Annotated in this window: 17 protein-coding genes and 1 tRNA gene; 6 read left to right on the top strand and 12 right to left on the bottom strand. The window is 38.2% G+C overall.

Annotated elements, in window-relative coordinates:
• Positions 1–14: 14 nt before the first annotated feature.
• Complete coding sequence (locus tag DWX23_RS03090) at positions 15–656, top strand: flavodoxin (RefSeq protein WP_075557736.1); 642 nt, start codon at positions 15–17, stop codon at positions 654–656.
• Between the two features lie 441 nt (positions 657–1097).
• Here DWX23_RS03090 and DWX23_RS03095 read toward each other — a convergent pair whose 3' ends face one another.
• The 9 genes from DWX23_RS03095 to DWX23_RS03140 form a co-directional block, all read right to left on the bottom strand.
• The gene (locus tag DWX23_RS03095) at positions 1098–1424 is read right to left on the bottom strand and encodes a helix-turn-helix domain-containing protein (RefSeq protein WP_122373359.1); all 327 of its coding nucleotides are present in this window, start codon (positions 1422–1424) and stop codon (positions 1098–1100) included.
• 443 nt (positions 1425–1867) lie between these two features.
• Entirely contained in the window at positions 1868–2149 is a 282-nt protein-coding gene (locus tag DWX23_RS03100) for a hypothetical protein (protein ID WP_122373360.1), read from the bottom strand.
• Between the two features lie 151 nt (positions 2150–2300).
• Complete coding sequence (locus DWX23_RS25290; RefSeq protein ID WP_122373496.1) at positions 2301–2405, bottom strand: zinc-binding dehydrogenase; 105 nt, start codon at positions 2403–2405, stop codon at positions 2301–2303.
• A 195-nt stretch (positions 2406–2600) separates the two neighbouring features.
• Positions 2601–2996: a hypothetical protein gene (locus DWX23_RS03110; protein WP_122373361.1), complete on the bottom strand. Its 396-nt coding sequence runs from the start codon at positions 2994–2996 to the stop codon at positions 2601–2603.
• A 291-nt stretch (positions 2997–3287) separates the two neighbouring features.
• Entirely contained in the window at positions 3288–5633 is a 2346-nt protein-coding gene (locus tag DWX23_RS03115; protein WP_122373362.1) for an outer membrane beta-barrel family protein, read from the bottom strand.
• Between the two features lie 152 nt (positions 5634–5785).
• Entirely contained in the window at positions 5786–6355 is a 570-nt protein-coding gene (locus tag DWX23_RS03120) for a Crp/Fnr family transcriptional regulator (RefSeq protein WP_122373363.1), read from the bottom strand.
• A gap of 73 nt (positions 6356–6428) precedes the next feature.
• Positions 6429–6746 carry a hypothetical protein gene (locus DWX23_RS03125; RefSeq protein ID WP_147382516.1) on the bottom strand — a complete coding sequence of 106 codons (318 nt, stop codon included), beginning with the start codon at positions 6744–6746 and terminating at the stop codon, positions 6429–6431.
• Positions 6703–7152, bottom strand: coding sequence for an Arm DNA-binding domain-containing protein (locus DWX23_RS03130; protein WP_122373365.1), 450 nt, complete (start codon positions 7150–7152; stop codon positions 6703–6705). Before DWX23_RS03130 ends, DWX23_RS03125 begins: the two co-directional genes overlap by 44 nt.
• 737 nt (positions 7153–7889) lie before the next feature.
• Positions 7890–8324: a DUF6078 family protein gene (locus DWX23_RS03140; RefSeq protein ID WP_075557737.1), complete on the bottom strand. Its 435-nt coding sequence runs from the start codon at positions 8322–8324 to the stop codon at positions 7890–7892.
• 304 nt (positions 8325–8628) lie between these two features.
• On the opposite strand from DWX23_RS03140, the gene DWX23_RS03145 reads away from it, so the two are divergent.
• Positions 8629–9615 carry an aldo/keto reductase gene (locus DWX23_RS03145; protein WP_122373367.1) on the top strand — a complete coding sequence of 329 codons (987 nt, stop codon included), beginning with the start codon at positions 8629–8631 and terminating at the stop codon, positions 9613–9615.
• Here the strand turns inward: DWX23_RS03145 and DWX23_RS03150 are convergent.
• Both DWX23_RS03150 and DWX23_RS03155 read right to left on the bottom strand, forming a co-directional pair.
• A complete protein-coding gene (locus DWX23_RS03150) occupies positions 9610–10515 on the bottom strand; it encodes an AraC family transcriptional regulator (protein ID WP_122373368.1) in 906 nt (301 codons plus the stop codon). The genes DWX23_RS03145 and DWX23_RS03150 overlap by 6 nt on opposite strands.
• Positions 10516–10632: 117 nt before the next feature.
• On the bottom strand, positions 10633–10986 hold the full coding sequence (locus tag DWX23_RS03155; protein WP_122373369.1) for a helix-turn-helix domain-containing protein: 354 nt from the start codon (positions 10984–10986) through the stop codon (positions 10633–10635).
• Between the two features lie 155 nt (positions 10987–11141).
• Here DWX23_RS03155 and DWX23_RS03160 point away from each other — a divergent pair, with 155 nt between their 5' ends.
• The 3 genes from DWX23_RS03160 to DWX23_RS03170 all read left to right on the top strand — a co-directional run bounded on the left by DWX23_RS03160 (position 11142) and on the right by DWX23_RS03170 (position 13151).
• On the top strand, positions 11142–12029 hold the full coding sequence (locus DWX23_RS03160) for a radical SAM protein (protein WP_122373370.1): 888 nt from the start codon (positions 11142–11144) through the stop codon (positions 12027–12029).
• 207 nt (positions 12030–12236) lie between these two features.
• Entirely contained in the window at positions 12237–12713 is a 477-nt protein-coding gene (locus DWX23_RS03165; protein WP_075557742.1) for a YdeI/OmpD-associated family protein, read from the top strand.
• Positions 12714–12749: 36 nt separating this feature from the next.
• Positions 12750–13151: an ASCH domain-containing protein gene (locus DWX23_RS03170; RefSeq protein ID WP_075557743.1), complete on the top strand. Its 402-nt coding sequence runs from the start codon at positions 12750–12752 to the stop codon at positions 13149–13151.
• A 41-nt stretch (positions 13152–13192) separates the two neighbouring features.
• Here the strand turns inward: DWX23_RS03170 and DWX23_RS03175 are convergent.
• Positions 13193–13266, bottom strand: a tRNA-Asp gene (locus DWX23_RS03175).
• Positions 13267–13404: 138 nt separating this feature from the next.
• Here DWX23_RS03175 and DWX23_RS03180 point away from each other — a divergent pair.
• A complete protein-coding gene (locus DWX23_RS03180; protein WP_075557744.1) occupies positions 13405–14718 on the top strand; it encodes a pyridoxal phosphate-dependent aminotransferase in 1314 nt (437 codons plus the stop codon).
• The last annotated feature ends 99 nt before the right edge of the window (positions 14719–14817 follow it).

Below are 14817 nucleotides of genomic sequence, written 5' to 3' on the forward strand. Positions count from 1 at the left end.
AAAATAAGAATCATATGAAAAAGTACCTGTATCTACTGTTTGCCACTCTTATAGCGGTAGGATTAAATGCATGTTCTCCCGATGATAATGAGCCGGATAACCCGCAGACCGAGACTCCGGAAACACCCGACAATCCGAATCCGGCCCCAACGGGCAAGACACTGATTGTATATTACAGCTACACGAATAATGTACATTCTATTATCAACGATCTGCAGACGCAAATAGAAGCCGATGTGGTAAGGGTTGAACCTACCGAAAAAGGGATAGACTATGCCGCCAACAATTATGCGATTGGCAGTGCATTGATTCAGGCAATCCGGGATAATCCGAACGATGCGAATTCTTATCCATCTATTGAAACGACAATTGATAACCTGTCCGATTATGACAGAATCATCATAGGCGCACCTCTCTGGTGGAGCAATATGGCTGCGCCCCTGCAAACATTCCTATTTCAATACGGCAGTCAGATGGAAGGTAAAAACATCGGTTTGATCGTATCGAGTGCAAGCAGCGGGATCAACGGTGTCGAGTCCGATGCCAAACGGCTCATTCCGGGCGGAAACTTCCTCACACCAAGCCTATGGATACGTTCATCTCAAACATCCAACTGTCACTCGATGATTGCCGACTGGCTGAATGAGATCAATTAAACAGCAGAAGATTTTAATTTTATCTATTGATTAATAGATATTTGGGCTAAAGAAAAAGAACAATGGGTAACGATATAGAAATAATTTGATGCTTTTGATTGATTCCTTTATATATCAGCTATTTAGGAGACTGATAAACCTGAGTAGGTAACGGATTTGAAACGGGTAAACCTCATTGATTTTCTTCATTTTGAAGTAGTTCAATCAGCTCTTCTACAAAGGTAATCATCTTTTTTGAATATCATACTAACTGCTTCATATTTTGTGATTCAACGATAAAACTAAGCCCCAAAACGTCTTTTGCGTTTCGGGGCTTTAATGTGCCAGTAAGGTTGGATAGGTCTTGCTGACGGGTTAATAATTATATTGATTCGAAAGAACGGTCATAAATGGTTCTGTCTACTGTTTACTGCGGATTTTAGTGGTGTTGGGCAGTAATATCTACTGCGGAGTGATTTTCGTCTCTTTATTGAAACGCTCTAATATTTGACAATCAAAATTATCAGTCACAAAGCTACGGATGTCCGATGCTCGGTAGTAGGTTTTGTGTCCTATTATTATGTATGGCAACACCTTATTGGAACGGTGGCGTTGCAGGGTATGGTAACTAACTTTTAACAAGAATGCTAAATCCTGATTATCTAAAAGTTTGTCGTCTTTCATCACTTCGGAAGAATTACATAATTCTTTGAGGCTCTTGCCGATTTTGTCTAACTTCTCGGATAGTTTTTCCATCCAAAGGGTAAATTCACTTTTCTCTATATACATAATGGTATCTGTTTTTGTTTGACGCAAAGTTCAGTAAAACAGGGTGGTTAAATTAGGGGAATACCTGAGATAACACTCTATAAATAGCACCTAAACCGCTGATTATAAATAGCCTCTTTTTTTGCTTTCTTCTTTGATGGCAACTATCATCTTCTCTAACTGCTCTGTGATTTTGGACGGCTTTCGCTTAAAAACATATTCTTCAGTCTGATATCTTTTAGCAAATTTAAAATTGAATCCATTTTCAAAGACCCTGGCAACATCGCTAAAGTTAGAGGCTGACCGTTAATTGTTTTAGCTTGATTGAGATAGTAAATCCCATTTATTATTTCCATGATAGCCGTATGAGTTACGTCATCAGCCAGATAAACAGGCGATTTCCGATTGTCAATAACTATCTGTGGAAACTCTTTGGGATAATTTAATCCGTAAGTTAAGCAACTCTAATTCTGCATCAATGAGCCCAATTGCATCATTAAGATAGAGAGTGATGGACACATTTTTTCCGCCTTGTTTGGTGTGGTTCTTCCTTGCAAGGTTTGCAATCTGGTACGAGTATAAGCAAGAGTACGGTAGAGCTTACTATGCTCGGACTCTGCATCACTGATAATGGTCACGTAGTTGGCAAATTCGTTAAATGCCAACTCTACTTCATCCAAGGTAACTTTTGTTGGCGATTTTTCAGTAACCATTTCGAAAAATTTCATTTCTGTTAATCTCTTCATTGTTTTAATTTTTAGATGATTAATAATAGATTGATATTGAGGATTTACGAACCTCCGAAAAAGAAATAGGGGTTACTTCACTCTCGTTTCAGAGAGCAAGTAACCCCTTGTTTGACAAACCATTTCCTTAAATATAAAGCGTATACCTTTATTACATGCTAATAATTACTTTTCCTACTGTTCTTGATTGTTTCATATATTGATGTGCAGATACTACATCATTAAATGAAAATATATGATCAATATGTGCACTTATTTTTTGATTTAATTAAATTATACAGCTCGGTTAATACTTTGACAAGTATTTCTCTATTCCCCTTTACAGTAGGTAGCTCAAGTTCTTGAAAAATAGAATTTTAGCCTCTCTATATTTCTTAAAACTGAGTTTCTTCATGCGATTTGTTTGCTTTTGCAATTAATTATCTGGGTGTGTTTTTCAAAAACATCACAGCTAATATCGTCGAGTTAGAGTAAGTGTTGATTTGTACGAGTTAAGTGCCTCTAACACAATTTTATCGTTACTAAATTGCAATAGCGTGCGTTTGCTAAAAAGAGGACCATCTTCTATATTCATTATTTTACCGTCAATAGAATAGTTAAACTTATATACCTCTGTTTCTGTATCGTCTTCTTTAAGAATGTATTGACCATGTTGAGCGGTAAAAAATTGCATTTCAACATTTATTGTCCTTATAACTTTGCCCCCATCGGTTACGAGCTCTACCCCACTCCAAGTTGTCTGTTTCAATGATTCAGAATCAAATCTAAAATCATTATTATCATCACTGCAAGAAGTCGATACGATTGTAAAAAGCAGCACTACGAATGTTCTGAATAAATTTTTCATGTTGTTATATTTTAATTGATAGTAACTTTCGAAATAATACTTGCAAAGTTAGAGTGGCGGAATAAAAAAAGCCTTGAAGTAATTCAAGACTTTTATCCATGGTGGCACTTTCTACAAATATTGCTAACAGTTTCGGGAGTCGCTCCAAGAAAAAGATGCTATCTCTTTCAGGTCAGGGAATTGTTATACCAATTTAACATAACGTTCGGTCTGTCACAATATAAATTCCCCTAACTCTTTGTGTTCAGTACATAATATCATGATAATTATGGATGAAAGTTTAAAAGAAAATTACAATCTTGATTTTTCTTCTTTTCCAGCACCAGTGCCTTTATACTTACTATTAGTAACATTAAATTTATAACGAACAGTTATCATCACTTTGCGAGTATCTGAATAATTCCATTTATAAATTTCTCGTTTCCCATAAATCATCCAATTTGATCCCCGATTGGTTGCAAGTATATCTTTCCATTGAACATTTATAGATAAACTATTATTAAAAAAGCTCTTGTAAACACCAATATTTACACCTCCATTTGGTTCCCATCTTATAGCGGTTGAATGTCCTCTTGTATTAAAATCCATATCAATATTAACTATAAAATCATCGTATATTTGAATCGCATTATTGAATACCAAGAAAGCAATAGGGGTGTTATATTTATGATTTATGCCTTCACTTTCTACCTCAAAATTCTGTTTCTTAACCCAAACATCAAGCATAGGTCGCCAGCATCCAATTTTTGGAGATAAGGAAAAACCTGCGTACATTGATTGGTAGTTTGGAATATTCCGAAATGCGAATATTGTAATATCAGAACCTTGTTTGTATGGTTCAACACACTGATAGAATGCATTTTTATAATATCGCCAATTTGCATAGAACTGAATCCATTTGTAAGACAATGTAGCTGCAAGCGTATGAACGGTTGTGGGTTGGAGCAACGGATTTCCTCCTTGATACGTATACCGATCGTTGTATTGTATATTACCGCTTAACATGCTATACGAAGGACGCTGTGCTTTTGCTGTATAGCTGAACATAAGGTTCGTAGCTTTAATCGGAAGAGAAATGGAGAGATGAGGAAATAAGTTTTGATACCTTTTGCTTTGAATTGCAGAAAAAGTACCGGTATCATAATATTTGGATTCTACACGTTCAAAACGGATTCCTGCGTTTACCTGAAGTTTATCTTTGGTAAATGCATAAGAGGCAAAGCCTGCAATATTACTTTCCTTGACTTCGTCATCTGTAGAAGAGGGTAATTCATCACTAATCTGGCTTATTTGATAGTGGCTTTGTCTGCTAATATCGGTATATTCACCTCCTACCATAAGGTTACCTTTCCATATAGGTCTGGATAAACTTAATTTTGTGGCATAAAGTCGAGTGTCATAATTATACATTGTTTCAATAGTACGTTCATCATTATTACTGATCATCTCAAGCTCTTCAGATACCTGTGTATTTCCCCCTTTTCTAAGAAACATATCACCATTCCAGTCAATTTTTATTTTATTAATCATTCCTGTATAATAAGCATTTAGGTCATGTGTCGAGCGTTTTTTCCCTTGGCTTGTAAATATATTGTCGATACGTTCGGAAATCGTATTATTTTTCAAAATATCCATTGTAGAGTTCCATCCACCAAAGCTATAAGTAGGTACACTGCCGCTATAGGAAGCACCAATAGAATGATTGTCGTTTACTTCATAATTGAGTCCAATCGACCCTTTCAGATTATTGCTTGATGATTCAATTAGCATGCTGCTTTTCAATTCAATCAGGATCTCATTATTGACAACTTGTATACCGCGCTGTTCTTGTCTATTGTTTGTCTGGTCTAAATAGAGTGTTCCAAATATGTCAAAACTACTTTTTCTATAGTTTACGTCTAACTGTTCTTGAAAACTTGCTTTATGAGCTTGGGCATATACTTGACGATAATTGAGGCCGAAACCGTCACCAACTTTACGAATTGTCTTAATTTTTACGACAGAGGTGATTGTTGCATCATATTCCGTTCCGGGATCTGAAATCAATTCTATATTACTGATATTATCAGAGCTCAATCTATCCAATTCTGATAAATCCATCACTTTTTTTCCATTGATATAAATAAGCGGAGAACCTTTGCCAAAAACATCGTATCCGTTTTCTATCTTTCTCAGACTTGGAATATACTTCAATACATCGTCAGCTGTGCCTGCTTTACTCAATATTGTCCCTGCTACATTAGTCTGCATTCCGCTCTTTGTCATTCGATATTGTGGCAAATTCCTCCTAATGACAACCTCTTCAAGTTGAGTTGCGCTTTCAAACATTCTAATAACCATTTCATCTTTATCCGTGTCGTTATAGTTTTGGTATACAGTATTATATCCTATAAACGAAACTCTTATTATTCCAATATTAGGTGATGATGTAATAGAGAACTTCCCATCATTATCACTAATAGTTCCTTTTAGGAAAGTTGAGTCTTTCGCTGATAATAATTCGATAGTTGAATAAGCTATTGGATTGTTATTTTTGTCTATAATCAAACCTGAGATAGTTTGACAGTGTGCACCTACTGAACTAATTGCCCACAAACAAAATAAAGCAGATGCTTTTAAAAACAGATTACATTTCATGTTTTTTGGAGTGCTAACTATGATTAACTTAAAATTGCGTATTGAATATTTATAAAATACTCATATTGAGGTCATTTATAAAATTTTCATTTTAAAATAATCACAAAGCTACCGCCAATCAATAAAAAAAGCCTTGAAGTATTTCAAGACTTTTATCTATGACGCAATTTTCTACGAATATTGCTAACTGTTTCCGGAGTTACTCCAATAAACGATGCTATTTCTTTGAGTGTAATATATTGGGGTAGATTCGGACAACGTTTTAGCAATGAAATATAACGCTGCTCTGCAGTCTCGCAATAAAACCCAAGCAGCCGTCTATATATTTCGATAAAATGTTCTTCCGCTACTAATCTGCCCAATCTTTGAGTATTCATATTGGTTTCCCAATAATCATTCAACTCTTTCATGGATAGCACATATACAGAGCAGTCCGTAACAGCCTGAATATTGGTTAATGAATCTGAATGCTTAATCAATGATGGATAATCACACACAAAGTCTTCGGTAAAACTATAACCTACAATGTGTTCGTCCCCTTCGTTGTCAATGCGAGTATATCTAAAAATACCACTTTGAACCAATCCCACGTATTTACACGGCTCATTTTGTCGAACAAAATAATCCTTCTTCTTAAATTCAATTGACTTCCCATTTTCTAAAAAGAGCTTTTTAAAGCCTGAAAAATCAACCCCATTCATATATTCATTGAAATTCATCATATTCTAATTCGCTTATATCTGCAAAGATACGCTTTTTAGATGGCAATTATCCTGTTCATATACAAAGAAGTGGTTATCTCCTTATGCCTTTCTTCTTTTTTCGCTGCATCCGTTTTCTGAAAGCCTCTTCTTCGGGGTCTATACCGTCAGAGACAAAAGGCAGGTCGAATAATCCTCCGATGATAGATTCGGAATTTGTAGCTTTTTCGTGGACTTGTGGCTGCGATGAATGCGGAGCGAATATTTGTTTTGGTTGCCCTTGATGGTTGGCTTGCGACAACTGAGCGTCCAATTTCGAGAAACTAAACGACCTATCCACCTGCGAACCTTTGTAGGATAGATCGTCTTTAATGAAACTGATTCCCTGCAAGGTGGTTGAATGAGATGCCATACCGTTTGTAGCTTTCCAATGTAATATTCACGCCAACTCGCAATGATAGCATACTTTCGTATCTATCGCAAGAGCTTATCAAAGTCTCCTGCAGAGAGGCTATACCTTGAAACGCATTCTTGATTTCTACTGCCGTAATGTTTTCTTTTTTCGCCAGCAGTTCTGTGTAATGGCTGTGAATGGATAGGTTGATTCTCTCTAATGCCCGATTGAGATCGGTGGCTACTTTACTTTTGCCTACTGCCCGTCCTGATTGAGTATCCCAAAGGGATACCTGAATACTACACTTGGCACTGAACTGTGCCATTGATTTTCCCACTGAGATACGTCCTGTGATTGGAACCGTACCATCACTTTTCACCTCACCACGTTTGAGGTAGAAATTTACTTTTAATCCGTTGCTCATAACTCTAATTTTTGGTTTCAAAATTACCTTAATTAGAGCTAATTAAGTGTGTGCAAATCATTGTGGTACAGCGAGTAACAACCTCTCAAATAGTTATTTTGTCACGTATGAGACTGTTCTTTGTTAAATGACTGCTCAAACACTGATTAAATCAGTTGTTTGTGATTCTTTTTTATTTGCTTCCGAATACCAAACAGGTAACGGATTCGCAACAGAAAGTCCTCGTAATACCACAATATTCTGCTTTTTTACTACTTGGCAAGGAAGAGTGAAACGGTGCGCATTACACCATATAATCAATGAGTTACGCTGTTTTATCAGTTTTTGCTTTCAGGGGATACAATCTAGAAACGGAAAGTTTGCATAAGTCTGCTTTTTCTTGCAATTTCACTATCGAACACCCAAAGACACTAAAAGACGTACATTTCTATCATTCAATCAATTACCATGCTTCTCTTTCTTGCTTCTACTGTAATAAGTCACTGAAACAACAGATAATGATAACACCTCTTTTTATGGGCGGTATCGGCATGCAGGAAGTGCAGCGAGCAGCAATTGCACAGTTGGAAAATCCTCTTCCCGTGCAAGACGCTCTGTTCTTTAAATGACAGTGTCTTGTCATGCCGATGAAAATGTTTTGCCATAGTAATGGCAAGAGTCTGCCAAAGGCATGGCAGAGCTCTGCCACTACGATGGCAGTGGCCTGCCAAGCCTATGGCAAAATCCTTTCCCCGTTACTACCAGGCATAATCTTCTACATAGGCATCAAACTTCGGTGGTTCATCAATTCCACATCGTACCAGAATGTGCTGTATCTCTTTTTGTTCGGCAGGAGAAAGTAAACGTTCGCCTTTACGAACCCGATAGTAAGTTCTTTCACTGAAAAGGTTTCTCAAACGAGAAATAACGCTTTTCATCTGTGCGTAAGGCAGGTTATCCAACAAACGTGTAAAGCCTTTGGCATAAATTACTTTCACGTCAGGACGATAATGCGGACACTCTCCCTCCAGTGTAACCTGGTATTTGGGACTAATAATCATCCAACGCTCGACGCTGTCCGAAATATCCTGTTCTGCCAACTGCCGCAAACAAGTAGAGGCTTTGGGGCACTCCCGTTTAAGGCATAAAGCATAGTTGAAGGGAATTTCCGGGAAAAGATGTTTTTCTTCCATACTAGTGATAAGTGTTTATTGTGTTAGTTTTCGATATAAGATTAATCAAACCAATCGTGTAAATGTAAGCATTCTTTTGGTGTAAACAGAGTGATTCCGGCAAAAAGATAATGATTTATAATAGCTACCTGTAATTAAGGTTAGTATATCTGTAATCTATCTACCAAATCTATCATACATTCTTCCGTACTTTGCAATAGAAAATAAATCTGCTGACGGCATGCAGTTAATCACCTCAAACGTACATTGGGCACAGAAGAAATAACAGGAAAACGTGACAAGAACTATTATTAAAAAAGAATATATGAAAACAAGAAAATTAGGAAACAACGGGCTGGAAGTGTCGGCCATCGGACTGGGCTGTATGGGTATGAGTTTTGCTTACGATCCCCTTCCCGACCGTAACGAAATGATACAGGTAATCCGTTCGGCCTACGAACTGGGCGAAACATTTTTCGACACAGCTGAAGTATATGGCCCTTATACCAACGAAGAACTGGTAGGTGAAGCAGTTGCCTCTTTCCGGGACAAAGTAGTTATAGCCACTAAGTTTGGCTTCAATATAGTCGATGGTAAACAAGCCGGAACTGACAGTCGCCCTGAACATATCCGTCAGGTAGTAGAAGAATCCCTGAAAAGATTAAAGACGGACTACATCGATTTGCTTTATCAACATCGCGTAGACCCGAATGTTCCTATCGAAGAGGTTGCCGGAACCGTAAAAGACCTCATTCAGGAAGGGAAAGTAAAGTATTTCGGCATGTCGGAAGCCGGAGCTAAAACCATTCGCCGGGCACATGCCGTTCAACCGGTCGCTGCCCTGCAAAGTGAATATTCTCTTTGGTGGCGTCGTCCCGAGGAAGAGATCATTCCTACGTTGGAAGAACTGGGTATAGGCCTCGTTCCGTTCAGTCCGCTTGGTAAAGGATATCTGACCGGAAGTTTTAACAAACAGACTACATTCGGCAAAGATGATTTCCGCAATAAGCTCCCACGTTTTACACAGGATGCACTCGATGCTAACCAGGCGATAGTCGATTTGCTGAAAAAGATTGCCGCAGAGAAAGAAGCAACGCTCGCCCAAATAGCATTGGCATGGTTGCTGACACAAAAACCGTGGATTGCTCCCATACCGGGAACGACCAAACTGCACCGCCTGAAAGAGAACCTGGGTGCAGCCGAAATTCACTTGACAGATGATGAATTGAAAAACATCAATGAAGCCAGTTCAAAAATAAAACTGACAGGCAACCGTTATCCCGAAGAACTGGAACGGACAACCGGGTTATAAAGACGAACTTGCGCGTCTATATTCACTGGGGGTCATATTTCCATATTTCTTAAAGAAGCGAACGAAATGTTGGGGATACTGGAATCCCAGTGAATAAGCAACCTGTGTGATTGATTTCTCCGGGTTCAGTAATTCCTCTTTAGCCATGTTGAGCATTTTCAATTGGATGTACTCTTTAGCAGATTTGCCTGTTTCCTTTTTTACAAGATCTCCAAAATAGTTGGGAGACAGGCAAATCTTGTCTGCAAAATAGTTAACCGTAGGCAATCCTTCTTTAGCGGCAAGTCCGGAATCCAGATATTCGTCAAGCAATCTTTCAAAACGGGCCAATACGTCCAGGTTCATGCCCTGTCGTGTGATAAACTGACGGTCATAAAAGCGCATGCAATAATCCAGCAGCAATTCGATATTGGTACATATCAGTCCTCTGGTATGTTTGTCTATCGCATGTTTCAATTCTGTCCGGATGATAGACAGTATATCCCTTATGATCCGGAGCTCTTCTTCCGACAGATGTAAAGCTTCATTCGATTCGTAAGAAAAGAAGGTATATTTTTTGATTTTCTGCCCTAATGACGTTCCGCTAATAAAATTAGGATGAAACAATAAACCGATGGTCTTCGGAGTCGTTCCCGTGAAATCATTGGAATAACCCACCGTCTGACCTGGTGCAATGGCAACAATTGTTTCGGCATCGAAATCATAAATGCTTTTTCCATAATTGATCACACACCCTTTGGTCTCCTTCAGGAAAAGAGAATAAAAGCCGAGAGTCATCCGGTCCCTTCGCTGGCTTTCCGGCTTGTTAAGGTCAACAATTGCCACCAGCGGATGAAGGGTTTCAAAACCGAACAGGTCGTTGTACTGTTCAATCGTATCTACTTTAAGAATCTCATCCATAATATATTAATATTTGATCCACTACAAAAGTAATTCGTTTTTTCCTTATCCTCATCATCGCATGGAAAGAAACCGTAATAATGGTAATGTTTCCCGTAGTTTCGGTAAACTTGAAAGTCAAGTTACTTTCTTTTTCCTGTTATCCATAATAGTCGAGAAGTTCTCTTGTCCCCACTGTATTATATTTTCTAGATGAGGAATTAAAGTCATCCTAAAATCAGAAACATAATACTCTACACGTGGGGGAACTTCCGGATATACTTTGCGATGCACCAAACCGTCGGTTTCCAATGAACGAAGTGCTGTTGAAAGCATTTTCTCAGAAATAGACGGAATAAGTTTATACAATTCATTAAAACGCATAATTCCGTTTTCCCGAAGTTTCAATAACACGACTAATGCCCATTTATCTCCCAACCATTCTAATACAGGAGAAGCGGAACAATATTCATAATCCAATTTTTTTCTCATTTTTTTCGTAATCAAACAAATTGATACTTAGAAAAACTAACCTAAACGTAAGTAACTGAGTAATAACACAGTTCTTCTTTTTACCAAAAGAACGTCCTAACTTCGCTCCCACAAAAGTAACAAAATATTTTTTTAAGGATTTAATTTATCAGATTATGGAACTATTACATTTTACAGGACAAGTTTGGCGACCACCTTATGAAGCAAGTTCCCAACTGTTACAAGTAACAGCAGGATGTACATATCACAAATGCAAATTTTGCAGTTTGTATCATGGAACAAAATTCAGGTTATCTCCTCTTTCTGAGATTGAAGAAGATTTGAAAGTCATTCAAAAATATCAGCCTAAAGCCAGACGCGTATTTCTGACAGGTGCTAACCCTTTTGCTTTAAGCTACAATAGATTGCTCGAATTGGGCTTACTAATTCGCAAATATCTTCCTTATTGTGAAACAATCGGTACATTCTCCCGAATAGCAGATATTAAGCCTAAAAGTGTAGAAGAACTGAAAAATCTACGCCATTTAGGTTTTGACAGTATCAGTATCGGAACGGAATCAGGGGATGATGAAACACTGACAAAAATGAGTAAAGGTAATACAGCCTCCGATATATTAGAGCAATGTCAGAAGTTGGAAGAAGCTAATATTCGCTATAATTTGGTCTACCTGACCGGACTTGCAGGAAAAGGGAAAGGACAACAAAATGCAACAAATACGGCTGCAATATTTAATCAGCTACATCCTTTTACCATCAATTTTGTATCTCTGACCGTTTTTCCTGAATCAGAACTTTATCAAGAAATACAAGCCTACAAATATGTAGAAGCAACAGAACATGAACGTTTGTTAGAATTACGAACATTTATTTCAACACTTACTATAAAGACTACTTTACTGGGAAATACGGTTTCAAATGCAATTCCATTTGTAGGTATGATTCCTAACGATAAAGTCCGGATATTAAAGGATTTGGATGCAGCAATCAAACAACCTAATGAAACAGAATTAAGGCAATACAGAGATCATATAGTATCTTTATAAGAATGAGTCTTTTATCAAAGTAAAGAAAAAGCCCTACAATATGATAATTGCAGGGCTTTACTTTACATCTTTCGAGGGTCGTACGAAAGAAGGAACTTTTTTCTACGTCTGGTAAACAGAGAATAAAAAATAATTTGTGCTGCTGACATACTGCTGTCATTCGTACTTAGTATCTTTGTTTCAAAACTAAAATAGATATATCATATTATGAATACAGAAAAACCATTAGTAGACAAAGATTATATATTGTTCAAAATCGGAGGTAAAGGAGGTTGGACCTTTGTCGAAATTCCTGAAATCCCTATGCCCAAAACATCATTCGGGATGTTGAAAGTAAAAGGGAAGATAGATGATTATGAGTTTTCTAACTTGAATATGATGCCTATCGGGAACGGAAATATCGGTTTACCCATCAAGTCGGCAATAAGAAAGAAAATCAAAAAGGAAGCTCCCGACACAGTTCATATTACTTTATATGAGGATAAAACTCCATTGATAATTCCGGAAGAATTGCTTTTATGTATGGAATATGAAGAGGGAGCATTGGAAAAGTTTGAAACTTATAGCGATGGTCAGAAAAAGGCATTTATCGACTGGATCAATTCTGCTAAAACAGAACAAACCAAAGCTGACCGTATCGCTAAAACCATACTCAAAGTGCTAAACGAGGATAAGTTTTATTAGAGTTCGCTTATTGGCAAAAAGGCAAATACAATAAATATGGAAATAAAACATAAAATACAGTTTGGAACTACTACCGATAAATTAGCAAAGAAAGTTCTAACAAAAGAAAAGATAGCAACATCTTCCTTATATGACTATTATTGTATGAACCTAAAGGAAACAATAAAAGAGAATGAATATGCCTCTATATTGGATTCACATGGTAGGGAGGTATGCATCATACAAATCAACAAGATTGAAATTGTTGAATTTCAGAATATAACAGAAGAGTTTGCAATTGCCGAGGGTGATGGGAATTTAGAAAACTGGCTAAGAATACATACGGAATATTATTCTTTATTATTAGAAAAAATAGGGAAAAAGCTTACAGGAGAAACAAAACTACTTTGTGAGTGGTTCAAGGTATATCAAAGCGAAGAAAAAGAAAAAGCCCTGTAATATATATTACAGAGCTTTATATCTTTTGCTTCTTTCGAAAGCGGTCCGGACGGGACTCGAACCCGCGACCCCATGCGTGACAGGCATGTATTCTAACCAACTGAACTACCGAACCAATGTTTTCATATCGCATCTCTCTCGATTGCGGTGCAAAGGTAGATAATATTTTTAATTACACAACAGTTTCATACAAATATTTCACATCGGATCGATTATTTTTTTACTTTTGTCCCCCATATAAACTATAACAGACATGAAGAATACTCCAGTAGATTATCAGACTGCCAGACGAATAATAGATGGCTACGGATTACCGGATTTCGGGAAAGCTACAATCCGTGAAGTTGTTGCCATATCCACACAATTGGAACAGGAAACAAAAACCGAGTTCATACATATGGAAATGGGCGTTCCCGGACTGAAAGCGGCGCAAGTCGGTGTCGATGCGGAAATAAACGCACTAAAGAGCGGTATCGCCTCCATCTATCCGAATATCAACGGTACGCCGGAAGTAAAAGCAGAAGCATCCAGATTCATCAAGGCTTTTATCAATATAGATATAGCACCGGAATGCTGTGTTCCGGTAACCGGTTCCATGCAAGGAACATTTGCCTCTTTCCTTACCAGCGGACAATGCACGGAAGGAAAAGACACCATCCTCTTCATCGATCCCGGATTTCCGGTTCAGAAACAACAGATCGTCGTGATGGGATATAAATACGAATCATTCGATGTCTATGAATATCGCGGAGAGAAACTGCGTGCCATCCTGGAAGAACACCTTTCAAAAGGCAATATCGCAGCCATGATCTATTCGAACCCGAACAACCCTGCCTGGTTCTGCCTGACAGACGAAGAACTGAAGATCATCGGAGAAATGGCAAACAAATATGATACGATCGTGATCGAAGATCTCGCCTACTTCGCTATGGATTTCCGCAAAGAACTCGGCAAACCTTTCGAAGCTCCTTATCAGGCAAGCGTTGCACATTATACGGATAATTACATCTTACAGATCTCCGGTTCGAAAGCATTCAGCTATGCCGGACAACGTATCGGTGTAACTGCTATCTCCAACAAACTTTACCACCGTGCTTATCCGGGACTGACGAAGCGTTATGGCGGCGGTACTTTCGGTACTGTTTACATCCACCGTGTACTGTACGCTCTGTCATCAGGAACCAGCCATTCAGCGCAGGTAGCATTGGCTGCCATGTTCAAAGCAGCCTCCGACGGCCAGTTCGATTTTATCTCGGAAGTAAAGGAATACGGACGCCGTGCCGAAAGACTGAAGAAGATCTTTACAGACTACGGCTTCACGATCGTTTACGATCATGACCTGGATGAACCGATTGCCGACGGCTTCTATTTCACGATCGCTTATCCCGGAATGACCGGCGGAGAGTTGATGGAAGAACTGATCTATTACGGAGTAAGTGCCATCTCTTTAAGCACGACCGGTAGCAACCAGGAAGGTCTGCGCGCCTGCACTTCGTTCATCAAACCGCACCAATATGACCTTCTGGAAGAGCGTTTAAAGCTATTCAAAGAAAATCATACCCTATAATTAACACAAACCCGGCATTTATTTTACACTTATTAACCCAAATGCCGGGTTTTTCGTTTGCTTCTTAACATCAAAAGCCATATATTGTCGCTGTGTATT

Origin of the sequence: Parabacteroides sp. AF18-52 (assembly GCF_003479145.1) — a bacterium.
GTDB classification, from domain to species: Bacteria; Bacteroidota; Bacteroidia; order Bacteroidales; family Tannerellaceae; genus Parabacteroides; species Parabacteroides faecis.